We start from the raw sequence: 23,666 nt of genomic DNA, 5'->3' as shown, positions 1-23,666 counted from the left end.
CAGCCAAACGCAGGGCTTCGCCTGCGAAGAAATCAAAAATCTGGCTGGCGCGAATGGTTTCGCCGATGCCTTCAGCCAGCGTCTTGCCTTCTTCGCGCGACAGGAGACGGCCAAGCTCGTCCTTGCGTGCCAGAATTTCATCGGCAGTTTTGCGCAGGATGGCGTGCCGTTCCAGAATGCCGGAACGCGACCAGGCCGGGAAAGCGGCTTTCGCGGCGGCAATGGCTGCGTTGGTGTCTTCGGCAGTTGCCCGCGCATAGGTCCCAACGACATCATTCGTATCCGAAGGATTGATGTTGGCGATCCCGTCGCCGCCGACCCATTCGCCAGCGATCAGATTCTGATGAATTGTCATGTCAGTTGCCCTTTCAAAATCAGACCAGCCCGCGCGATGCGAGATTGCGCATCAGATGCGACGAGCCAAACCGCCATGGGCTGCATTCGGTCGACAGGCGCACCGTGTTGGTCAGCGCGCCAAGCTGCGGATTGGAGATGGTGACCACATCGCCGATCTTGTGTGTAAAGCCCTGCCCCGGCGTGTCACGGTCCTCCACCGGTGCAAACAATGTTCCCATGAACAGCACGAAACCATCCGGATATTGATGGTGCTTGCCGATGGTCTGGGCAACCAGATCCAGCGGATCGCGGCTGATTTCCTTCATGGTGCTGCGGCCGTTGAGAACATATCCATCCGGTCCTTCGACCTTCAACGCCAATTCCGCCGAACGTACATCGTCCATCGAATAGGTTTCGTCAAACAGGCGGATGAACGGACCAACCGCGCAAGATGCATTGTTGTCCTTGGCCTTGCCGAGCAGCAGGGCTGAACGGCCTTCGACGTCACGCAGGTTCACGTCATTGCCAAGCGTTGCGCCCTTGACCTGTCCCTGGCTGTTGACCGCCAGCACTACTTCCGGCTCAGGATTGTTCCAGGTGGAAATCGGATGCAGGCCAACATCGGCGCCATGACCGACCGCCGACATGGGCTGGCTCTTGGTGAAGACTTCGGCATCAGGACCGATACCGACTTCGAGATATTGCGACCAGACGCCCTCTTCGATCAGCGCCACCTTGACGCGGACCGCCTCTTCCGAGCCTGCCTTAAGGTTACGCAGGCTGTCGCCAATGATCGCACCCACGCGCTCGCGGATTTTCAAAGCGAGATCGGGATTACCGGCGGCGCGTTCCTCGATTACGCGCTCGATCATGGAGCGGGCGAAGGTAACGCCGCAGGCCTTGATCGACTGCAGGTCGTTCGGCGGCAGAAGATGCAGAGTGTTTTGATCGCCAGGCTTGCCGGAAAACAGGGATTCAAGCGAACCGATATCCTGTCCGGCGGTTGCGCGCACATGAGCCAGCGCATCGTCAAGTTCGAGCAGGTCGCGCATTGTCGGTGCAGCTTTGGTGGTAAAGTCGATGACGCGCCCTTCGCGCAAAGTCACCAGAACCGGCCCCATGGCCGTCGGGCTCCATGCTCGCCCGACAAATGTTCCCGAGGCGAAAGTTTCGTTGCTGCTCACGGTAGAATTTTCCTCACTATCTGGGTTGGTTCAATGGGCGTCGAAGGCCATGGTCAGGATATTGCTTTCAGTCATTTCATTTCTATTGAGGATCCCTACCAATTGCCCTTTCGACAAAACGGCGACGCGGTCACACAGCGCAAGAATCTCGGGGATTTCTGAAGACGCCACGATCGCCGTCAAGCCGTCGGTGACCTGCTGCATGATGATTTCATAAATTTCCGCCTTAGCGCCAACATCGACACCGTGCGTAGGCTCATCGAGCAGAAGCAGACGTGGTTGGCTCATCAGGGCGCGGGCGAATATCACCTTTTGCTGATTACCACCCGACAATGTGGAAATTGGTTGACTATCACTTTCCATCCGGATGCCAAGCATTTTGCGATAGCGCGCCAACCGTTCCGTATCCGCCTTTCTATCCGAAACCGGACCCCGCGCATAAAGGCGCAGACTTGAAATGGCTGCATTATCGAGCACCGAATGCTGAGGCAAAATGCCCGCAATTTTGCGCCCTTCAGGCACCAGCGCTATACCCTTTTTTACCGCCTGACTTGGATCGGATACGACGAGCGGCATTCCAAACATGTGAATTTCACCACCCGCAAGCCGGCGAGCTCCGTGAATGAGCTCGATAAGTTCCGTGCGGCCTGCTCCCACAAGCCCGAAAAGACCAAGCACTTCGCCCTCGCTCACTTCAAGATCGAGGGAGCGGATCAAGGTCCCATCGCTGACATTCTTCAGGGACAAGGCCGTGGTGTCATGGCTCACGGCATGATTACGGCGGGCGAAAAGCGCCGGCTTGCCCGTCATGTCGGCAATCAATTGTCCACGTGACGTGTCCGCTGGACGCCTTTCACTGACGATAGCGCCATTTCTAAGCACGACCATGCGATCACAGAGAGACAATGCCTCCTCAAGCCTATGGGTGATGAAGACGATCGCCGCACCTTGCGCACGCGCTGCTTTCACGTAGTCACAAAAGCTTTCGACCTCGTGTGGGGTCAACGAAGACGTTGGTTCATCGAGAATGAGAAGTCGAGGATCACGCGCCGCAGCTTTCGCAATCTCGACCAGCTGCTGTTCTCCGGCGCGCAGACCGGAAGCCAAGCGCTTCGGATCAATGTGACCAGCACCGACACTGGCGAGAATATGGCGCGCCTTGTCCGCCATCTCTGCAAAATCAACAAAGCCGAACGCGTTTTTGGGCATGCTTCCAAGGTGAAGGTTCTCAGCAACGCTGAGAGCACCTACAACCGAAAGCTCTTGATGAACAAAACTCACCCCTGCCTTGATGCCATCGGCGACATTGCGATATGTGATCGCGGTCCCATCGATCTCGATCGATCCCGCGTCAGCCGCGAGACCTCCAGAGAGGATATGCATGAGCGTCGACTTGCCAGCGCCATTTTCGCCCAGCAAGCCGACGATCTCGCCGGCTCGAAGGTCGAGGTCCACGGCATGAAGCACCTTGTTACCAGAAAAGCTCTTGGCAACGCCGCGCACTCTCATGACCGTTTCTCGCCCGTCTGAAGGGCGCCTCGTGTCCGTTTTTTGTGAGGACAAGTTATTTGACATTGTCAGGCGTCAACAAATTGCCAGCGACGGGGATCACTTTGGAAGGTGGCTCATGACCCGAGACTAGAAAATTATAAAGATAAACACTGGCGTCGAGAGCTTGCTGATAAGGAGCCTGATCGAGAAGGCCAACCATTTCGCCCGTCTTGAGATATTGAATATTATCAGGCGTGTGATCAAATCCAACAATGCCGACCTTTCCTGTCAGGTTCAGATCCTTGACGGCTTTTGCGGCGCCGAACGGGCCACCAGCCGTGACATAAACCATCTTTAGGTCCGGATTTGCGGTGCTCATATCCTGCAACAATGAATAGGCGGCCTCTGCTTTGTCCTTGTTCTCGAAGGGCCCTAATATCTGAATTTCCGGGGCATTTGCCTTGATATAATCTAGAGCGCCAGCCATACGCTGGTTGTGTTGCGTTGCCCCAAAGTAACCGGTGATGACACCAAGTTTGCCTCGACCGTTCATCTTTTTGACGATGAATTCACCAATCTGCTCGCCAGCCGACGTCGCATTCTGCCCGATAAAAGCGAGACGCTTGGAAGGCGTCGCCCCTTCGGCAACGATAGTGAAAACCGGTACACCAGCGTCTGATGCCTCGTTGATGATCCGCGCTGTGCCGTCGAATATCGGCACCACGACAATACCGTCATACTGTTTGGCGAGCGCTCCCTCCACTCCCGAAACAACAGCCTCCGCCGACAGTTCGCTGCCCAAATCGATGAAATCCACTTTCGCGTTAAAGTTCGACAGATAGTCGTTCGCCGCCCCGGCCCCTTCGGTCACCGGCATCCAGAAAGGATTATTCTGGAACGAGAGAAATGCGATCCTGATTGGACCTTTGGTATTTTCTACAGCCGCGACCGTTCCTCCTTTCGGTGGTTCTGCGGCATGAGAGGATAGAGCCAAAAGAACCGTGGTCAGCGCGGCCATGGTGAAAGTTCGGATTCTGTCCCAATACATCGAAATCTCCTCCTCTAATCGTTATTTAATCGTCTTCATTGCCACGTGTTAAACCATCGATGCCAACGGCAAGGATAATAACCAGGCCCTTGGTGACTACCTGCCAGTAGGCGGCGATACCAAGCAGCACGAAAGCATTGTTAAGAAGCGCCATAAGCAAAGCTCCTATTACGACGCCAATGATGGAACCGCGTCCGCCGGACAGTGCGGTTCCCCCAAGAATAACAGCCGCAATGACATCAAGTTCGTACCCAATCCCAAGATTTGGATCCGCACTTGCTAGATTGCCAGACAAAATCAAGCCGCCGAGCCCGGCGAGAAGTCCGCAAATAGTAAAAACAACTAAGCGCGTTGCCTTGATGTTGACGCCTGCAAGACGGGCCGCTTTGGGATTGTCGCCAATGGCGTAAATCTCACGCCCAATAACTGTATAGGTGACAAGCACGTGGACGACGATTGCAAGCGCGATCATTAGCAAAAAGGACACAGGAATACCGAGCAGGCGGCCAGCACCCACAAATTCCGCCAAGCCGCCAATCGGCACAGGAATTCCACCCGTCATCAGCAAGGCCAGGCCACGCCCGATTGACAAGACGCCCAATGTTGCGATGAAAGGATTAATCTTGAAGCGGGTGTAAAGAACGCCGTTGATAACGCCGCAAGCAACGCCCGTCAAAAGCCCCGCCGCCAGACCCACGCTCTCATAGCCGGTGTCGCGTATCGTAGTTGCGGCAACGACCGCTGACAGACCGATGACCGAACCGACAGAGAGATCGATGCCGCGCGCGATGATAACCAATGCTTGACCGAGCGCGACAATGGCGACGACCGATGCTTGCCGCCCGACATTCAGCAAGTTGCGAGGCGACAGGAAATAGTCGCTCGCAATTGCCAGATAGATGGCGACAGCAATCAGCATGAGCAGAACCGATGCTTCACGATAATGCGCAAGCTTCTTCACAAACTGCATGTTTTCTCCCCTCTGTTGATCGCGTCTTTGTTCAACGGCGCAAGATCAACGGGTATATGCGCTATTGGCTTCGGGCTCAGGCGTAAGGCGGTTTTGACTGGATCGCGCGTCAAGCTCGCGGGCCTTGTTCACCCACAGAACCGAAGCAAGCGTAATGAGACAGTAAAGCGCGGTAATCACAGCAACCGGCCAGACCGAATCGTACCAGCCCACGAGCGCCGTTGCGACCAATGGTAGGGGGCCAACAAAGATGGCGCCCGTGACCTCGCGTGCGAAGGCGATCGCGCTATAGCGCACTTCCGTTGGGAATATGTCGCAATAAAACGCAGGTTGAACGCCAAAGGACGATCGGGCGCCAAGAGCGTGGCCAATAATAATCAATATAACAGCGGTCCATGGTGTTCCCGCGCCGAGCAATTGAAAATAAAACAGCGAATAGATAGCTGCTGCTGCCGATCCCATTGCCATGATTGGAACGCGTCCGAAACGGTCAGATATCGCACCGAAGACGACACACATGACGGCACCAAAGGCACTTGAAAGCATCACGCCGGTCAGAATGATTTCTCGTGAGAACCCAAGTTTGGAAGTAGCATAAGCAAGAGTGAAAGTCTGGAAGACATAGGAAAGGTTGGGAGCGAGGTTCGCGCCCATCGCCGCCAGCATCGTGCGCGGATGATTGCGAAGCACTTCCAGGACCGGTAATTTTGCGTCGCGGCGTTCTTCCTTCACCTGAACAAATTCTGGTGATTCCGGAACCTTACGGCGTATATAAACCCCGAGAAACAGCACAAGTCCGCTCAGCAGGAACGGAATACGCCAGCCCCACCTCATAAATGCGTCTTCAGGCAACAATGTAAAGAGCGCAAAGACACCCGCAGCCAGAATAGTCGCTACGTCCACTGCTGCGGCGGGAAGACTCGCAAAGAGACCTCGTCTGTCTGCGGCAATCTCACCTGCCATGACGACAGCCCCTGCATATTCGGCGCCAGCGCCCAATCCTTGTATAACACGAAGCAAAAGAAGAAAGATTGGCGCCCAAACACCAATTGAGGCATAAGTTGGTAAGAGACCAATAAGCGTCGTACTGACACCCATCATCAAGAGCGTTAGCATCAGCACCGGTTTACGACCGATGCGGTCGCCCATCCAACCAAAGACGATCCCGCCAAGCGGGCGCACCAGGAAACCCACTGTATAGGTCGCGAAAGAAGCAATGATGCCCGTCGTAGGGTCAAATTGCGGAAAGAAAAGGTGATTGAATATCAACGCGGCCGCCGTGGCATACAGTATGAAATCATACCATTCCACGACTGTTCCAATTGTGCTTGCGAAGATAGTGCTAGCAAGCGCTTTCGACTTGCTTCTTGAACTCGTTACCACGAGCATTCCTCCCATGAATAAATAGTCGATAAAGTAGAAAGGCTTCCTCCCGAGAGCCTCTACCGACGCCGGAAAACCGGCGCTCTTTTGTCCTTGAAAGCTGCACGTCCCTCCTGCGCATCAGCCGTTGCAAAGCAGATCGTTTGCAGGTCACGCTCATACTCGACGGCTTTTTCAAGTGGCATCGAGACCGCAGCTTTGAGGTTGAGCTTCGCGGTTTCGGCAGCAATCGGTGCGCGCGATGCGATCACACTCGCAATTTCGCGCGCACGCGTGAGCAGATCGGCCTGCGGCACGACTTCACTCACCAGCCCCCATCGCTCTGCCTTCTCGGCTGAAATCGGGTCGCCTGTCATAATCATCAATGCTGCGTTTGATGCGCCAATGGAATGTGCCAGATGGGCGGCCATTCCCCCACCACCGATCCAGCCGAGCTTGATCTCGGGTGCCGCAAATTGCGCATTTTCAGAAGCAATGCGGATATCGCACGCCATCGCTGTTTCCAGCCCACCACCAAAAGCATAACCATTGACGGCCGCAATCGTTGGCTTGAGAAGTGCACGGAACGCATCGCAATAATCCGGCCGATTGCGGAATTGCCAGGGCGTCTCATAGGAGTCGAGCTCACGAATATCCGAGCCCGCGCAGAATGCACGTTCTCCAGCGCCCATCAGGATGACACAACGGATCGTGTCACTGTCGTTGCATTCGGTCACCGCCGCAACGATGGCGTCGGCCATTGCCGGGGTAACGGCGTTGAGTTTTTGCGGTCGGTTCAGCGTGATGATGGCAACCGCGCCGTCGATTTCGAATTTGATGTCTTCAGTCATGGAAAACTACCTTTCACCACCATGAACGCGCGAAACGGCGTAAAGAGATTGCAGTTCGTTCAACACCGCAGATGCCGGACGGTGTTCGTCGAAGGCCGCTTTCAAAAGCGCGGAAGCCTTGCCCTGAAAGGCAACGTAGCCATCATGGCGCGGGCGTACATAGGCCTGCTCCAGCGTATCCGCCGTGTTGCGATAAAAATCACCCCATTGCCGGTTCACCCGTTCATCCTGCCAGGCGTCACGGCGCGATGGCTGACCATCATGATCGGGAATGAACCCGGATTGGGCTTCACGGCTCATCAGCCACAAAAGATGGGCTTTGAGCGCCGAGGTGATTTGAGCGCTGCGAGAAACACCAATGCCCGTGCCGCCCAATGTCGAGCCCGGACGACCACCAGTGGCGGCGCGTGGCGCATTGTGAAACGCGACAGGCTTTCCGCTTTGCGGCACTGAATAATTCACATAACCATAGACCAGCGGGCACAATGCAACATCGTCATGCTCGACCATATGGCCCAATATACCGATGGGATTCTTTTGCCGAACAGATGCCGGGCTGTGCGCCGCAAGTTCTGCCATCAGGTCATAGACCTGCTGCCCCACATTTTCTGAAACCAATATGTCCGGGTCTTTTTCAGCAGGTGGCTCGCCAAAAGCTGCAGCGATAGACAGAAATGACAGGCAGGCATGTGGGCCAGCGAGCGAAAGCGCGACCTTCCCGCTTTGCTGCGACAGGCGAAGCACCTCATCCCAAGTGACAGGCACACCATCTGAGAGATCAAGACGAAGAGCCATAACCTGTGTTGCGGCATCAAGTGGCAACGCCCAGTGCTTGCCCGCAAAGCGATAGCTCGTCAAAGATGGGCCAATACTTGCCTTGGCAAGCTCAGCAACCGTTTCAGCGCCAAACACGTCTTCAAGTGAAAGCAGACAGTCGCCAGACATGGCCTCGCCCACATGCGGATGATCGAGAACCACGAGATCATAGCGGGCGCAGAGATCAGCAATCGGGTGGGATTCAAAACCTTCTAGCGACTGCTTGTCCCAATGGATATCCAGACCGGCATCAATAACGTCCGGCAATTTTGATGCCGCCGCCAATGCATTATAGCCGCGCGGATGATCCCAGGTGAGAGCTTTAATCACCTGCATTTCAGATATTCCCCGACACGATAGCGCCCGATTTCTCAAGTGCTTCAATCTTGTCTGCCGCATATCCGGCTTCCGCCAGCACATCCCGCGTATCTTGCCCAGTTACGGGCGCGCCACGGTCCACCGTCGATGGTGTCTTGGAAAAGCGGATCGGGAAGCCCGGCGTTTTTACCTTGCCTTCGGTCGGATGCTCATATTCGACAAAGGTGCCGTTATGCTTGATCTGCTCGTCGTCCACGAGATCGGCATAGCCATAGACAGGCCCGCACCAAATATCGGCGGCGCGCAGAAGCTCCAGCCATTCGGCAGAGGTTTTCGTTTTCAGCTTATCGCGTGTCTTGGCAAAGATTTCATCGCGGCGCGCCCAGGTATCAACCTCATCATACATGGTGAGGAAACTGTCTTCGCCGATCACCTCACCCAGCGTTTTCAGCTTCGGAAAAGCGACGATAATAAAGCCGTCAGAGGTTGCAAAAGCACCGTAAGGCGCCCGGATATAGACATGGGCATGTGGCTCTGCCGAACGGGTTTGCGGCTTGCCACCGACGGTGAAAACCGAAAGTTCCTGCATCTGAATGGTGGTGATCGCATCGAGCATATTGACCTGCACCAACTGCCCCTCACCCGTGCGCTCGCGATGGAGAAGTGCTGCAAGCGCGCCTTCAAACGCAGTGTAAGCGGTGATGGCATCCACCAGATATTGCCCGGCGGCGGTTGGCGGCTCGCCCTCCCGGCCTGCCGAAAGCATAGCGCCCGACATACCTTGCAAAACGAGATCCTGTCCCGGACGATGGACATAAGGACCATCTTCGCCATAGCCAGAGATCGAAACATAGATCAGCTTTGGATTGATCTTGGAAAGCGACTCGTAATCGACGCCAAGACGCTTTGCGACGCCCGGACGATAGTTTTGCAAAAACACGTCGGCGGTTTTCACAAGGTCAAGAAGCACCTGTTTACCGTCTGGTGATTTGAGATCGACCGCGAGCGAACGCTTGTTACGGTTGAGCGACAGGAAAGAGACATTAACGCGATTGCCTTCGGCACCGCCCGCCGCCACATGGCGCTGCCATTCGCCTGTCGTCGGCTCAACCTTCACCACATCGGCACCAAGATCGCCCAACCGCTGTGCCGCAAATGGCCCCGCCATCGCAATTGAACAATCCAGCACACGATAGCCTGATAAAACACCCATGGCAGCTCCACTCCCTGCTCAAATCCAATAGCGTCAGAACCTACCCAATATTTTTGCCTTGTCTAGAGTGAGCGCTAACATTTTTATATTCATATCCTCATGATTTATGAGATAGTGCCACAAGATGATTTAGCGCTAACATTTTTCAATTGACGTGATGACGCATATGTGAATAAAGTTTTTACAAGTGAACGGGAGGTTCACACTGGAGGAGAACACATGACCAGAATTCGCTCAGGCCTTGGCCTGCAGGCACTCACACTCACCATTTTGTCGACATCTGCGCTGAGCGCGAGTGCGCAAAATCAGGACCGCGCGTCACTACTCGGCACCCTGCCAACCGAAATTCAGGCACTTTATACCGATGTGGTTGAAGTTGGCCCTTCTACTTATGGTGATTTCAAGGCGCCAGCCAAGCCATGGCGCTGGTGCCATTCAGAGTCCTATATGGGCAATCCGTGGCGTGTAACCTTCAATGACGAACTCAAGCGCCTTGTGGATGGTGCTATCGCCGCAGGTGATGTGTCTGAATATGTTGTTTCAGACTCCAATGGCGATGCCACACAGCAGATTTCGCAAATTCGCGCCTTCATCGAGCAGGGCTGTAATGTCATCTCGACTATTGCCGGTTCGTCCACCGCACTCAATGCAGTGATTGACGATGCCTATAAGGCTGGCATTCCGGTTATAACGTCCGCCGGTTCCGTAACGACCCCTAATGCCATCAATGTCATGCACAACCAGAACCTCTGGGGCTACCAGATGGGCAAAGGCATTGCGGAAGTGCTCAAAGATGGTGGCACCGTCCTTCAAGTTGAAGGCATCTCCGGTCATCCGCTTGTACAGCAGGAAAATGCCGGACTTGAAAAAGCCGTTGAAGAGTCCGGCAATCTCAAGATTGCCCGTAAAGTGAGCGGCGAATGGACCGGCACGACAACGAAATCCGCAGTGCTTCAGGCACTTGCCACCACACCGCAGCAGATTGATGCAGTCTGGTCGACGGGCAGCGAAGCACGCTTTATTGCGGAAGCCTTCCAGCAGGCAGGTCGTCCACTTCCCTTGATTGCCGCTTCCATTTCTGGCGATGCACTTGGCTACTGGAATGCCAATCAGGATGCGTTCAAATTCTATGGCGGCGAAGTATCACCGCATGTTGCAGCCCAGAACGCTTTCCGGGTCGCGTTACGGGTTCTTGAAGGCCAGAAACCGCTCGTCAACACGATCATCGCTCCGATGCCGCTTGTGACGCAGGCTGACCTTTCAAATTGGTACAAGGACTGCATGAAGCCGGATTCCGCGGCCATCTTCCCGATACCGCCGCAGGATCCATTCCCGGAAGAACTGCTGAATGGCTACTTCTCAAACGGAAGCGCCACCGCACTTTATGATTTCGCGAAAGTTCCAGCTTCCTGCTCCAAGTAAGGTTTGCAGGACGACGCGCTGAATAACGTCATTGCCAAGATCAGTTGGTCCAGATCACTTGGCCCGAACCATTGGCAATGACTTTCGCTTATCGCATGCAGAAAGTCATTTCATTATGCCAGACTCTGAGCATCCCCCGTTGGGCACATCCAGCATACACAGGCTGCTTGCCGAAGCGGGGCTGCCCAACATCACGCACGCTCCGGTTATGTCACTACAGGTCGAAAACCTTGAAAAGCGTTATGGCGAAACAATTGCGCTCACAAATGCCAATGTGACTTTCAGCCATGGCGTTCATACGATCCTGGGGGAGAACGGATCAGGCAAGAGCACGATGCTGAAAATACTGTCTGGCGTGGTCGCACCCACGCATGGGCGTGTCGTTCTCAACGACAAAACCGTCTCGGCCAAATCGCCTGCAGATATGAAGGCACTGGGCCTTGCGACGGTTTTTCAGGAAGTCTTGATCGCTCCGCATCGTTCGGTGGTCGAGAATATCTTTCTCGGATTTGACGGGCTCATTACCCGCAAAGTCAGCAAATCAGTGCGCGAAAAGGCAGCCCGCGCAGTTCTGTCAAAAATTGCACGCTTTCCGATCGACTTGCACGCAGCGGCTGGCAGCCTGTCACTAGCAGCACAGCAGCTCGTTGTGATTGCGCGCGCCTTCATCAGCCGTCCTTCGATCCTGCTTCTCGATGAAGCAACAGCAGCGCTCGACTATGCAGATCGTGATCTCGTCTTTGAAACAATCGAAGACTACGCTGCGTCGGGCAATATTGTGATCTTCATTTCGCACCGGCTGGAAGAGGTAAAACGCCTTTCCGATGAGGTCACGGTGCTGCGCAGCGGCCATGTTGTCGATACGCTCGAAAGGCAGCAGATCAACAGCCAGATCCTTCTGGAACTCATGGCGCCGGAGGCTCATCTCCATGTTGAATGATCAAATCATTCTTACCTATGAAAATCTCGTGCTTGCGCCGGGGCGCAAAGCGCTGTCCGGCACAATCCGCGCCGGTGAGATAACCGGACTTGCAGGTCTTGAAGGCCATGGCCAGGAGCAGTTTCTGCTGGCGCTTGCAGGCTTCGATCAGCCTCGTCATTCAAAGGTCGAAATCGTCACCCGGTCCGGCGAGCAGAGCGCCTATAGCAATCATCACAATGCAGCCAGATGCGGCGTGGTTTATTTGCCGCGTGACCGGCGCGCGACCGGCATTTTCCCGGTGCTTTCCGTACTCGATAATTTTGGCATGCCTTCCATGCCACGTTTTTCATGGGGTGGCATTCTCAACCGCCGCAAACAGAAGGAAGAGCTGCAGCGCTATACCGAATTTCTGTCGATCCGCTGTCCGGCAATGGACGCGCCGATCACGGCACTCAGCGGCGGCAATCAGCAAAAAGTGCTGCTCGCACGGCTTCTGGCGCTCAAGCCGCGTGTGATGCTGCTCAACGATCCGACACGCGGCGTTGATCTCAACACCCGCATGAAATTCTATGAAGCCTTCCGTAAACTCGCCCGTGAAGAAGGTATCGCGCTCGTCATTCTGTCGAGCGAAATCGAAGAAATCCTGCAAATCTGCGACAGCGTTTCAGTGTTCCGCGATTTTGAATGCTCAAAAACCATCAGCAAATCCAAAATGTCTATGTCGGGCGTCCTTGCAGCCATGTTCGGACAGGATGAGGTGGAGCTATGATCTTAACCGACAACAAAAGCGGCTTGCGGCGCATCTTCTGCGGCAGTCAGGAAACACGGCTCGCCGCAATCCTGTTCATCATTCTGCTTGTCATCAATATTGTGCTTAACCCGGTACGCTTTGCGCCGTCAAACTGGGGCTCGGTGTTGGGGCTTGCAGCGCCGCTGCTGCTGACTTCGCTCGCAATTACCATACCGTTTCTTGCCGGGCGTGGCTCGATTGACATTTCCGTTGGACCGCTCGTGGGTTTGATCAATGTCATTCTCGTTCAGATACTGATCACAAAAGGCGGCATATCCTCGCCCTTCATCATTATCCCGGCAGCAATTGCGCTCGGCATTCTAGCTGGCGCATTAAATGGCCTTCTGGCGGCGATCATCCGCATTCAGCCAATTGTTGCAACGCTTGGCACCTACTTGATATTTGGCGGGCTGGCACTCACCATCCTGCCTTCCCCATCTGGTTCGGTACCTACATGGCTGTCATCTTTGGCGGGTCCATGGTCCATTCTGCCAGTAGGCGCTGCAGTTCTGATATGGATTGGTATCAAACGCCTGCCTTTTTATGAGACGCTTATGGCCGTCGGCAGCGAGGATCGAGCCGCCTACACCTCAGGTGTCAATGTTCCGCTCGTTCGCTTCATCGCTTATGTGCTGGCCGGATTATTCGCGGCACTTGCAGCATTGTCGCTCACAGCTCTCATTGGCTCGGGTGATCCGATCATCGGTCCCGGCTATACGCTGATTGCTATTGCTGCAGTCGCCCTTGGCGGCGTCAGCCTCGCCGGCGGCGTTGGCGGATTAACCGCAGCATTTCTGGGTGCAGCATGTATTTTCCTGCTTCAAAGCATGTTGACGGCCTTCAACGTCTCGACCTTCGTGCTGCAGGCAGTCTATGGCGCAGTACTTGTTCTGGCTGTCTGCCTCAACTCCGAAAAACTCAAACTCTATTTCCGACGCAAGGTGGCGCAGTCATGATTCAGGCACTCGCTACAAATCGCGCGCTGGTCGCCTTCATCGGAGTCCTGCTGGTGTTCCTCTTGGGAGCAGCCCTCATTCCGGGCTTTGCCAGCCTTTTCTCCATTCGCGCCATGCTGGTTCTGGCTGCACTACTTGCTATTGCAGCACTCGGTCAGACGCTGGTGATGATCCTCGGCGGCATCGACCTTTCCATTCCATTTGTAATCGGCTTTGCCAATGTTGTCTTCGCCAGCCTCTACGGCGATGGAATGTCGCCGCTTTTGGCCGGTATTATCGTGCTGGCGTCAGCGGGGCTGATCGGTGCGTTTTCCGGCGCATTATCGGCAGCGCTTTCCATCCACCCACTCATCGTCACGCTTGGTGTCGGAACGATGGTTCAAGCGGGCGTACAAATCTGGACCCGCGGCTTGCCGACAGGTTCAGCGCCTGCTTTCATCAATGATTTTGTGTCACTGGGTGGCAGCATCGGGCCTTTGCCATTCCCTTGGCTGATCCCGTTTACAATTTTGCTTACCCTTGGCACCGTCTTTGTGTTGCGCCGTACGATTTATGGCCGCAAGCTTTATGCGCTGGGTTCAAATATCAAAGCCGCCGAACTGGCACTGATCAGACCGGTTGCAATCTGGGCAATCACATTTGGCCTCAGTGCCATATTTGCTGCACTTGCTGGCATTCTTCTGCTCGGCTTCACCGGCTCATCAAGTGCGACAGTTGGCACGCCCTATCTTTTCCAAACGGTTTCTGCGGTCGTTATCGGCGGAACCGCACTGATCGGCGGGCGCGGCGGATTTGTCGGAACGGTGGCTGGCGCGATCATGCTAATGGAACTGCGCACGTTTCTCATCGGCATGGGATTTTCGGATGCCATGGTACAGTCGTCACTCGGTGTCCTCATCCTGCTTCTGGTCGCAGCCTATGGCCGTGATCGCCATATCCGCAACCTTATCTGAAGGAGAACCCGTTGGACGAGCGGCTTGCACGGACAATTGACGCTATCAAAGCATCCGGTGCCGATTGGGGCGTTTTCACCAGCCCCGATGGCATCGCCTACTCCTCCGGTCATATCGTTTCCATTAAAGCGGGGCCATCACCCTTTGCGGGTGGACCTGCCATCGCACTGGTTGGCAAAAACGGCGAATGTGGACTTGTCGTAACCAATCTCGAAGCAGACACGCCAAGCTGGGCACAGATCGTTCTCACATATGAAGGTTTCTCATATAAAGAGCCGACAGACATTTTTACGAACTATCTCAAAGCCGCACAGGCTCTCTTTACCAAATTTGGTGTCGGGGGAGCAATTGCCATAGAGCAGAACAGCTTCCCATTGTCCTTGCTCCCACTCATCGACACATGCCGTCGTGTGTCGATTGACGATGCTTTCAAGCGCCAGCGCATGGTGAAAACAGCAACTGAGATCGCGCTATTGCGTGAGGCAGCGCTGACCGCTTCCGCCGGGCAACGCGCGTTTATTGAGCACAGCAAGGCTGGCCGCAGCGAGCTGGAAATATTTGGCGACATTAGGCTCGCCATGGAAAGCAGAGCTGGTGAACGCCTGCCACTTACCGGCGATTTCATATCCGGCAAAACCCGCACATCAGCATTCATGGGCTGGCCAACAAACCGCATCGTTGCAACCGGCGACCCGCTCATCTGCGATCTCGCACCGCGCGTCAAAGGCTATTGGGGCGACAGCTGCGCATCGGCAATGCTGGGCAAAACAACTAATGGGTTTGAGAAACAGTTCAAGGCCGTAAAATCGGCGCTTGATCTGGCAATCGAAATCATCCGCCCAGGCCTTGGCATCGGTGAACTGGATCAAAAATTGCAGGCCCATATAGCAGCACATGGCTATGGCTACGCTCATCATTCCGGACATTCTATCGGCACATCCGTCCATGAATGGCCACGGCTTGTCAGTTATGAAACAGAACGTTTCCGCAAAGACACGGTTGTCATGGTGGAACCCACCGCCTTCGATCCGGACACTGGCGGCGTGCGGCTCGAATTCATGCTGCATGTGACAGAAAATGGCTGCGAAGTGCTAACCGACTTCGAGCATCAGATGGTTATTAGCCACTAGCCCTGATCTTGAGTTCGAAACCGACATCGACAATTGTGTTTGTCGATGTTTCACCACGCATGGCTTCAAGCAAAAGCTCACCTGCCTGCCGTCCAATTTCCGCGGAAGGTACTGCAACCGTCGTCAATGGCGGCAGCAGATGACGCGAAAGTTCAAAGTCGCCGAAGCCGGTAATCGCAAGGCGTTGTGGCACCTTGATACCAATGCGTTGCGTCTCCAGAAGCGCGCCGGAAGCAAGAATATCACTTGAAAACATGACAGCATCAGCTTCCGGATATTGAGCCAGCGCCCGTCTCAGAAGATCGACACCCGAAGCCATGGCAATCGGCATTTCAGTTGCCACCGTGATGCGTGGCTTCTCATCCGGGAACTGTTGCTCCATTGTCGCTTTGAATGCGGCGCGGCGTTCAGCAGCCCGGCTGTCGCCCTTCCGAACCACACCGGCAAACACAATATAGCGCCGGCCCGTATTGATCAGATGACTGACCATCTCGGTGATCGCCGCCGTATTGGAAAATCCAACCAGCCGGTCAATCGGTTTGTCGGTAAAATCCCAGCCCTCAACGACTGGAATTTCCGCACGTTTGAGCAATGCGACACCGCGCTTGCTATGGTGTGTGCCAATCAGAAAAACGCCATCCGGACGCCGCCCGAGGAGGCTGCGAATGATTTCTTCCTCGCGCTCCAGCCGGTAATCGGTATTGCCTAAAAATATCTGATAACCGGCCTGATGCAGAACGTCGGAAAAATGCTGGATCGTGTCAGCAAAGACAGATGCGGACAGCGTGGGTATGATCGCCGCAACCGTATTGCTTTTATGCGATGCAAGATGGCTTGCCGCGAGATTATGGACGTAGTGCGTCTTCTCGATCGCATCCTGAATAAGCTTCCGCTTTTCAGGCATCACGGAATCTGGAAAACGCAACGCGCGCGAAACGGTCTGCATGGAAACCCCTGCAGCCGCAGCCACATCTGCCATGGTCACACCAGAACCTTTGCGGCGCTGCTTTCGCGGTGTTGAGGCTTCAACGCTCACAGATAGAACGGCCTGACACAGACGGGAGTGCCAATTTCGATGCGTTTGCCCGTATCGGTCAAATTTCCCGTCTCCTTATCGATTGCGAAGATCGCAATGCAATCTCCATTCTGGTTAGCGACCAGAAGCCAGTTTCCATCCGGTGTCAGCGTAAAATTACGCGGTGTTGCGCCACCCGTAAAGCTGTGACCGATATCAACCAGGCTGCCATTTTCCTGATCCACACGAAATGTAGTGATCGAGTCATGACCCCGGTTGGAACAATAAAGAAAACGACCATCGGGCGAGAGGTGAATATCAGCGCCATGCGACTCAACATTCGCTGGCACTGTCGGCAAGGTCTGAACAAGGCGCATCTCATCGCCGTCACGCTCAATGAGCGAAACCGTGGAATTGAGTTCGTTGGAGACATAGACAAACCGGCTATCAGGATGCTGTGCAATATGGCGAGGACCGGTGCCGGGTGGCGTCGCAACACTGCTCACCCGCTTGAAACTGCCATCACCATCCAGACGATAGGCAATGAGTTCATCAAGGCCAAGGTCGGCAGAAAGGAACATGCCGCCTTCCGGTGTTTCAACCACGCAATGCGTGTGGCTGCGTTCTTGCCGGTCGACGGCAGGGCCAGGCTTTCCCTGGTGACGAACGCTGTGTGCAACCGGCCCGAGGCTGCCGTCACGCAACACTGGCAATGCAACAAGCGATTGATCAGGCCCGCCAGATCCCATCACATAATTGGCGACAAGCACAAACTTTCCGTCCATTGTCACGGTATTATGTGCAGTTATGCTGCCTTGGGCACCCTGCTTGTTGAGATAAACAAGTTCACCCTTTTCAGCATCAAAGCGATAGGCACTGACCGTTCCCTCGTGCCAGCTGAACACTTCGGAATTTGCATAGATCACCCCTGTATCCGGCGCGACACTCAGGAATGTTGGATTGTCGACGGAAGATGTCGCGCATATATGCGATGCATCTCCTGTCGTCGTATCGAATGCGTAGATGGAAAGACCTTCGCCACGCGCACCCTGAAAATAAGGGGCTTCGCGATTAAGCGACCCAACCGCCAGATAAAGCTTCCTCACGCATTCCTCCAATGCAAACTCTTTCCTTAATGCATCACCCATCCGCCATCGACATTCAAGGTCTGCCCGGTGATAAATCCTGCTTCATCAGAGGCAAGGAACATCAAAGCCGAAGCAATATCCCGCGATGATCCGCGACGCTTAACAGCCTGATGCTCAAGCACGAATTTCGTATACCCTTCTGGGTCGGGGTGGATTTTCTCGGCATCTGTTGGAAATGCGCCCGGAGAGATTGCATTGACGGTAATGCCATAAGCGCCGAACTCGCGTGCCCAGGCGCGCGCAAGCCCGATGAGCGCGCCCTTTGATTGCACATAAGGTGACAGGAGTGCCCAGCCGCCATAGGCAGTCACGCTGGCGATATTGATAATACGACCCCACCCCTTTTCACGCATATGCGGCAGCGCCACCTGAACGCAGACAATGCCCGCATCGACATTGATGTGCTGCACTTTCTGCATTTCCTCAAGTGTATAGTCTTCAAACGACTTGGATGGATAAATCGCAGCATTGTTGATCACGATATCAAAGCCACCGGCCTCGCGACTAATTGCCTCCAATGCAGGTCGAAGTGCCTGCAAATCCGACAGATCGAGCGCGTGGATCGAAAGTCCGCTAAGCCCCTCTGCCTTGCCTTTCAGTTCCTCAATCTTTCTCGGATCATGATCGATAGCCACAACCCGCGCGCCAGCGCGCAGAAAATTGAGCGTAGTTTCAAGACCGAGGCCACCGGCAGCACCCGTGTAGAGAATGGTTTTGCCTGCAACGGAAAACGGCGGTGATGCGGTCATGAGCGGCCTCCAATAGCAACGTGATTGCCGGATGGCACCGGATAATACTCTATTGGCTGTTTTGCGATTGCAGCAATGCGTGTTTCTGTTTCCGCGATGCTCGCTGCATCACCCAGAATACGGAACGTACTGTCGTAACAACGCTCTTCGCCGTGTTCGAGCCAGATCAGCTCGCCGCGGTCGTGTGCTGCGCCATGTCCCAAAACGTGATTGGTCGCAGGTTCGATTCCAAGCGCATAATGCCCGGCCTGCAGATTCTGCCACTCATACATGCAAGGGAACTGATCCTTGCGGGTAACGACTTCAAAGCCGATACCCAGCTTGTCATTGACCAGCGCGACCGGCACTTCGCCATTGGCATCAGAGCCCATTTCATGCTGCCAGACCTGCTCATGAAACTTCATCTGCGGAGCAGGCAGCGTACGATAGCCGACGCCCTGCTTTTTGTAGTCTTCTCCGGCATGTGCCGCCCAAACCACATCCCTGACAGGCGCCAGATAACGTGAACCTTCGGCCAAAACGGGATGACCGACATTGATGTGATAGCAGTACATATGTGGAGTGCGATAGAAACCGCGATTGATCACGCGATCCGTCAGCTTGATATCGTTTGTACCGGCCTTGATTTCGATGCGGCGTGTCAGTTCGAGATGCTCACCGAACACGGTTCCCTGTGTGACGACACCCTCGCACCAGAGATAACATTCGTCGCCTTCCCAGCGCTCACCATAGCCAGTCAGTTTTGCAGGAATAGTCCCAACACGGCCATGAATGGAGTGCTTGATCGTCTGGCGCGGCTTGTAATTATAATGGTCCGCTGCCTCCTCATGCATGAAGAGGATATGGTCAAGACCGCACGTAACCATCATGCCGGAGAAAGACCGCATCCAGCCAAGACCGCCCTCGCCCTCATATTCATGCAATCCCGGATGGCGGAAACCGGACGGCGAGTGCCAGCCGATGGCCATGCCGCGATAGTCGCAGTCAGCAATATCGAGTGCGCGGTCAACCAGAACGGTAAAGCGCAAGCCAGTGCCGGAACGGAACTCCAGCATTCTTATGCCGCGCTCCAACCCGTCTTCGAGCACCATAAGGCGAACGCCTGCAAACTGAGCAAAAGAGCCACTGCTCGCGGCGATGTCGCGACGCGACCTCGCCTCTCCATAAAGCTTCACCATTTTGACACCTTGAATGCTGCGGCATACAGCCATTTCAATCAAAGGCGGCCAGTGTCCAAACACTTGTTTATAGCACCAGCCGCTCCACCTCGCCCCAGGTGGTATTAAAGTCCCTGCGCGCGCAGCTTTCCGTCGAGGAACTTCTTCGCGCGTGGCACATCGGCCTCATCGAGATGTTCGATGATCATCGGAATATTTGGATGCTTCTGCGCAAGGCGCTTAAGGTATAGGTCGTAGTTTAGCGAACCGAGACCCGGCGCTGGCAGTTCGATTTCGCCAACGCCACGGAAAGTATGGCTTTCAAGGGCATCGGCGTCGCCGATATCCGCATGTTTTTCAGTCTTGTCATCGCCGGAACGTTTGACATCCTTGGCATGACCGATTTTGATCTTGTCGCTCAACGTATCGAACACCTGGTTGAGAATTTCATCCATCCGGTCGATATTGTGCGTTTCAAAATAATTGGTTGGGTCCATCAGCAGGCCAAGGCCCGGATGATCGACCTGCGCAAACATTTTCACTGTTTCCTCGACCGAACCGACGACGTTGTTCACATAAGTTTCGAGCAGGAACATTGCGCCGTGATCGTAAGCAAACTGCGACAGATCAGCGATGACCTTGCGGCATTCTTCAAAACCTTCTTCGGTCTTGTTCTTCGGGTGATGAACCCAGTCGGATTGGGTATTGTAAGTACCGGTTTCCGAAATCACATAAGGCGTGCCGAGATACTGTGCATGGCGGATAATCTCTTTGAGATAGCCCACGCGACGCTCGCGCTCTGCCTTGTCCGGATGAATGATGTTCGTATAACCGGAAATGCAAGAAATCGGCAGATTGTGATCGCGAAATGTCTCGCGGATTTTAATGCACTTGTCCTTTGTGATCTGCCCCGCGCTCAGATCAATATCTTTGAAATGCATGTCCAGCTGGACCGTATTGAAGTCAAGTGCACGGATTTTTTTAGCTGTTTCCTCAAGCGAATAAGGGAAATAGCCGCTGAAAATACCCACCTGCATCATGATCGAAACCCTCCCGTTAAGATTATTTGTTAATGCGCATCTTTCCCGAAAACCGCTTTGCTCTTTTTGGGATGTGCTCGTTTAATTGATTGATATCTCGGACAATTTGACAGTGCGGCCTTCATCGATCGACTTGTAGCCAGCCTCAATGAGTGCGACCGTCTTGACATTGTCCGCCACTGAAAGTGCTGGCGGTTCGCCAGACTGAATGGCGTATTGCAGCTGCTCCATCACACCGATAAAGGCGTGCGGGAACCACATGGTTTCCCAATTCGGGCTCACCCATTTGCCGCCTGTCGTCTTTCTGGAGGCATAAGTCAGCGTTGATGGCGAACCATCCGGCCAGCCAATCGTGCCCTGTGCCACACCATCCGTACCCTCGACCCGCCATTTGATGTAAAAATCGCTGTCAAAGCCCTCTTCGCGCGGCCCCGACCAGACGTCTTCCATTGAAACAGCCATCACACCGCTCGGGAACATCAGCGTTGAAACGGTGATACCGTCCTTGTGTTCAAACTGAGTGCGGGGGTCAGTGCGCGTCAGCGTGGTGATGGTGTCAGGTTCACCAAACAGGAAGCGCAGCACGTCGAGATGATGCACGCTCATGTTAGACAGCGTCAGGCGGTCATAATCTTCGAGAAACCCCTGCCAATGCGGGATGGCACGCATCTCGATTGTCGCCATGACAGGCGCGCCAAGCTCACCCTTATCGAGAATTTGCTTCAATACGCGCATCGACTGGTCGTAGCGCATGTTCTGATTAACCGAGAGGATTTTGCCAGCCTTCGCTGCTTCATCGCGAAGCGCAATGGCCTCATCAAGCGTCAGAGCCAGTGGCTTTTGGGCGAGAATGCCCTTGATATGTGGCTGCGCGAGCGCTTTGCGAATGAGCGCAGGTTGCTGATCCGGCGGATAAGCAATATCGATGATTTCTATATCTTCGTCGCCAATCAGCGCTTCTGGCATGTCATGCACTGTGGCGATACCCCAGCGCGCGGCGACCTCTTCGGCCTTTGCCTTGGTGCGTGAGGCGATTGCGGCGACCGTAAAGCCCGCTTCCTTATAGGCAGCAAGATGACACTCGGCCATGATCATGCCTGCGCCGATACAGCCGATTTTGAAATCCCGAGCCCGCACCTGCGGATCAGGCATAAAGCCCCGCGCTTCGCTCATTGCATCCTCCCATTGTACTTCCAGGCCAACATCTCATCGAAAGATCGACCAACAAGCCCGCCTCATTCGAGGACAATGCCAACCTCCATTGGCAGCTTGAGGATTAATGAAGATTCAATGCGGCAGTGTCAACATCATATGAAATCATTTTCCATCATTTCACATCGTAATTGATCAATTTTCTAATTACTCTTCTGAATTTCAACGTCCATATATAAATCAATGATGTTTTTTGATGGCTTTACATCACATCAGAGCCGATTTCATAAGGAAAACCGATGGCCATGACACAACAAGCCTTGCATCTTGCACAAATCGAAATACATCATTTTCCATCATTTTGATAAGGAGTGTGATTTGCGTTCCACGGTGAGTGACATTGCCAGAACAGCGGGCGTTTCCAGCGCCACGGTCGATCGCGTATTGAACAACCGCGAAGGCGTGAAAAAGCGCACGCGTGAAATCGTCCTCGAAGCCGCGCGCAATCTTGGCTATCTCCCCGGCAGCGGGCCGCTCGGAAATACCACCGACCGCATCAAACTGGACTTCGTTCTGCCAGCGGGCACAAACACCTTCATTGCCAATCTTCGCGACCAGATCGTGAGGCAAGCAGCCTTGAGGCCTGAAATCGAGCTTACAATCCATAGTGTCGAAGGCTTCAATCCCGATACGCTTGCGCGCGCCCTTGAAGACCTCAAGGGACAGTCACAAGGCGTTGGCGTGATTGCACTGGATCACCCCACCGTGCGTGAGGCCATGCGCGCACTAGCTGAATCCGGCGCCCATATCGTCACCATCGCCTCTGACATTCTGCATGTGCCACGCGTCGGCTATATCGGCATCGATAACCGTGCAGCTGGCCGCCTCGGCGGCTATATTCTCGGTCGCTTTCTGGGCCAGCGCAAAAACAAGATCGCGCTTTTTGCCGGATCACTTTCCTATCGCGGCCACGAAGAGCGCGAAATGGGCTTTCGTCGCGTCATTGCGGAAGAATTTTCTCAACTGAATATCGTTGAACTGAACGAAATCGAAGACAGCCGTGAAAAAGCCTACTCAGAAACCATAGCTTTGCTTAAACGCCACCCCGACCTTGCAGGTATTTATAATCTCGGCGCTGGCAATCAGGGTATCGGGCAAGCGCTGATGGATTCAGGCAAAACAGATTCAATTATTTTCATCGGGCATGAACTGACAGAAGGCACCAAGCGACTTCTGTTGAATGGTACGATGGATGCCGTCATTGACCAGAATCCGCGCGTGGAAGCGCGTGAGTCACTGACCATTTTGATGAGCAGCATCAAAGGTCAACCTTTCGACCATCATCCACCACGCGTCCAAGTAATATTTAAGGAAAACATTCCAGAATTTTAGAACAATTGTTATTTCTGGCAACTTCCAAAAGATAACTCATTTCAACATGCAATACTATTGTGCTTTAATATCGGAAAATATTGATTTACGGCCCACAATATACCTGGCATATTCTTATTTTTCAGGCGCGAAGCAATCCGATATCTGGAATAGTACACACTAAAGCTAATTGAACAATCTTGCAATGCACTAATTTCCAGTCAAAATTCTTGGCGATTACCTCTCGCCATGAACAAAATGGCCCATTTTGC

General features: G+C 54.2%; 22 protein-coding genes. 7 read left to right on the top strand and 15 right to left on the bottom strand.

Annotated elements, in window-relative coordinates; translation table 11 throughout:
• The 9 genes from AAE521_RS07565 to AAE521_RS07525 form a co-directional block, all read right to left on the bottom strand.
• Positions 1–355, bottom strand: a 355-nt coding sequence (locus tag AAE521_RS07565; RefSeq protein ID WP_342060936.1) for an aldehyde dehydrogenase family protein, incomplete at its 3' end; no start/stop codon positions are given.
• A gap of 19 nt (positions 356–374) precedes the next feature.
• Positions 375–1,520 (bottom strand): fumarylacetoacetate hydrolase family protein, encoded by a 1,146-nt coding sequence (locus AAE521_RS07560; protein ID WP_342060935.1) that lies wholly within the window; start codon positions 1,518–1,520, stop codon positions 375–377.
• 30 nt (positions 1,521–1,550) lie between these two features.
• Entirely contained in the window at positions 1,551–3,029 is a 1,479-nt protein-coding gene (locus AAE521_RS07555; protein ID WP_342060934.1) for a sugar ABC transporter ATP-binding protein, read from the bottom strand.
• A gap of 55 nt (positions 3,030–3,084) precedes the next feature.
• On the bottom strand, positions 3,085–4,059 hold the full coding sequence (locus AAE521_RS07550; protein WP_342060933.1) for a sugar ABC transporter substrate-binding protein: 975 nt from the start codon (positions 4,057–4,059) through the stop codon (positions 3,085–3,087).
• A 25-nt stretch (positions 4,060–4,084) separates the two neighbouring features.
• Complete coding sequence (locus AAE521_RS07545; protein ID WP_342060932.1) at positions 4,085–5,029, bottom strand: ABC transporter permease; 945 nt, start codon at positions 5,027–5,029, stop codon at positions 4,085–4,087.
• A 45-nt stretch (positions 5,030–5,074) separates the two neighbouring features.
• Positions 5,075–6,412 carry an MFS transporter gene (locus AAE521_RS07540; RefSeq protein WP_342060931.1) on the bottom strand — a complete coding sequence of 446 codons (1,338 nt, stop codon included), beginning with the start codon at positions 6,410–6,412 and terminating at the stop codon, positions 5,075–5,077.
• Between the two features lie 59 nt (positions 6,413–6,471).
• On the bottom strand, positions 6,472–7,242 hold the full coding sequence (locus AAE521_RS07535; RefSeq protein ID WP_342060930.1) for an enoyl-CoA hydratase/isomerase family protein: 771 nt from the start codon (positions 7,240–7,242) through the stop codon (positions 6,472–6,474).
• A 6-nt stretch (positions 7,243–7,248) separates the two neighbouring features.
• Positions 7,249–8,394, bottom strand: coding sequence for a carbohydrate ABC transporter substrate-binding protein (locus tag AAE521_RS07530; protein WP_342060929.1), 1,146 nt, complete (start codon positions 8,392–8,394; stop codon positions 7,249–7,251).
• A gap of 1 nt (position 8,395) precedes the next feature.
• Positions 8,396–9,589: a CaiB/BaiF CoA transferase family protein gene (locus tag AAE521_RS07525; protein WP_342060928.1), complete on the bottom strand. Its 1,194-nt coding sequence runs from the start codon at positions 9,587–9,589 to the stop codon at positions 8,396–8,398.
• A 219-nt stretch (positions 9,590–9,808) separates the two neighbouring features.
• Here AAE521_RS07525 and AAE521_RS07520 point away from each other — a divergent pair, with 219 nt between their 5' ends.
• From AAE521_RS07520 to AAE521_RS07495, 6 genes are all read left to right on the top strand, one after another.
• A complete protein-coding gene (locus tag AAE521_RS07520; protein ID WP_342060927.1) occupies positions 9,809–11,011 on the top strand; it encodes a substrate-binding domain-containing protein in 1,203 nt (400 codons plus the stop codon).
• Positions 11,012–11,126: 115 nt separating this feature from the next.
• Positions 11,127–11,951: an ATP-binding cassette domain-containing protein gene (locus AAE521_RS07515; RefSeq protein ID WP_342060926.1), complete on the top strand. Its 825-nt coding sequence runs from the start codon at positions 11,127–11,129 to the stop codon at positions 11,949–11,951.
• The gene (locus tag AAE521_RS07510; RefSeq protein ID WP_342060925.1) at positions 11,941–12,702 is read left to right on the top strand and encodes an ATP-binding cassette domain-containing protein; all 762 of its coding nucleotides are present in this window, start codon (positions 11,941–11,943) and stop codon (positions 12,700–12,702) included. The genes AAE521_RS07515 and AAE521_RS07510 overlap by 11 nt, the downstream gene beginning before the upstream one ends.
• A complete protein-coding gene (locus tag AAE521_RS07505) occupies positions 12,699–13,679 on the top strand; it encodes an ABC transporter permease (RefSeq protein ID WP_342060924.1) in 981 nt (326 codons plus the stop codon). The genes AAE521_RS07510 and AAE521_RS07505 overlap by 4 nt, the downstream gene beginning before the upstream one ends.
• Positions 13,676–14,632 carry an ABC transporter permease gene (locus AAE521_RS07500; RefSeq protein ID WP_342060923.1) on the top strand — a complete coding sequence of 319 codons (957 nt, stop codon included), beginning with the start codon at positions 13,676–13,678 and terminating at the stop codon, positions 14,630–14,632. Before AAE521_RS07505 ends, AAE521_RS07500 begins: the two co-directional genes overlap by 4 nt.
• 11 nt (positions 14,633–14,643) lie before the next feature.
• Positions 14,644–15,762 carry a M24 family metallopeptidase gene (locus AAE521_RS07495; protein ID WP_342060922.1) on the top strand — a complete coding sequence of 373 codons (1,119 nt, stop codon included), beginning with the start codon at positions 14,644–14,646 and terminating at the stop codon, positions 15,760–15,762.
• Here the strand turns inward: AAE521_RS07495 and AAE521_RS07490 are convergent.
• The 6 genes from AAE521_RS07490 to AAE521_RS07465 form a co-directional block, all read right to left on the bottom strand.
• Complete coding sequence (locus tag AAE521_RS07490; RefSeq protein WP_342060921.1) at positions 15,752–16,798, bottom strand: LacI family DNA-binding transcriptional regulator; 1,047 nt, start codon at positions 16,796–16,798, stop codon at positions 15,752–15,754. The genes AAE521_RS07495 and AAE521_RS07490 overlap by 11 nt on opposite strands.
• A complete protein-coding gene (locus AAE521_RS07485) occupies positions 16,795–17,883 on the bottom strand; it encodes a lactonase family protein (RefSeq protein ID WP_342060920.1) in 1,089 nt (362 codons plus the stop codon). Before AAE521_RS07485 ends, AAE521_RS07490 begins: the two co-directional genes overlap by 4 nt.
• A 26-nt stretch (positions 17,884–17,909) precedes the next feature.
• On the bottom strand, positions 17,910–18,674 hold the full coding sequence (locus AAE521_RS07480) for an SDR family NAD(P)-dependent oxidoreductase (protein ID WP_071634295.1): 765 nt from the start codon (positions 18,672–18,674) through the stop codon (positions 17,910–17,912).
• Positions 18,671–19,852: an aldose 1-epimerase family protein gene (locus AAE521_RS07475; protein WP_342060919.1), complete on the bottom strand. Its 1,182-nt coding sequence runs from the start codon at positions 19,850–19,852 to the stop codon at positions 18,671–18,673. Before AAE521_RS07475 ends, AAE521_RS07480 begins: the two co-directional genes overlap by 4 nt.
• Before the next feature lie 104 nt (positions 19,853–19,956).
• Positions 19,957–20,871 carry a sugar phosphate isomerase/epimerase family protein gene (locus AAE521_RS07470; RefSeq protein WP_071634291.1) on the bottom strand — a complete coding sequence of 305 codons (915 nt, stop codon included), beginning with the start codon at positions 20,869–20,871 and terminating at the stop codon, positions 19,957–19,959.
• Between the two features lie 81 nt (positions 20,872–20,952).
• Positions 20,953–22,044 (bottom strand): Gfo/Idh/MocA family protein, encoded by a 1,092-nt coding sequence (locus AAE521_RS07465; protein WP_342060918.1) that lies wholly within the window; start codon positions 22,042–22,044, stop codon positions 20,953–20,955.
• Between the two features lie 357 nt (positions 22,045–22,401).
• Between AAE521_RS07465 and AAE521_RS07460 the strand changes: the two genes are divergently transcribed.
• A complete protein-coding gene (locus tag AAE521_RS07460) occupies positions 22,402–23,415 on the top strand; it encodes a LacI family DNA-binding transcriptional regulator (RefSeq protein WP_342060917.1) in 1,014 nt (337 codons plus the stop codon).
• Positions 23,416–23,666 lie beyond the last annotated feature (251 nt).

Source organism: Brucella cytisi (assembly GCF_038433355.1).
In the GTDB taxonomy this organism is placed as follows: Bacteria; Pseudomonadota; Alphaproteobacteria; order Rhizobiales; family Rhizobiaceae; genus Brucella; species Brucella cytisi.
Note: the sequence above shows the minus strand (reverse complement) of the source record. Positions and strands in the feature narration are given on the sequence as shown.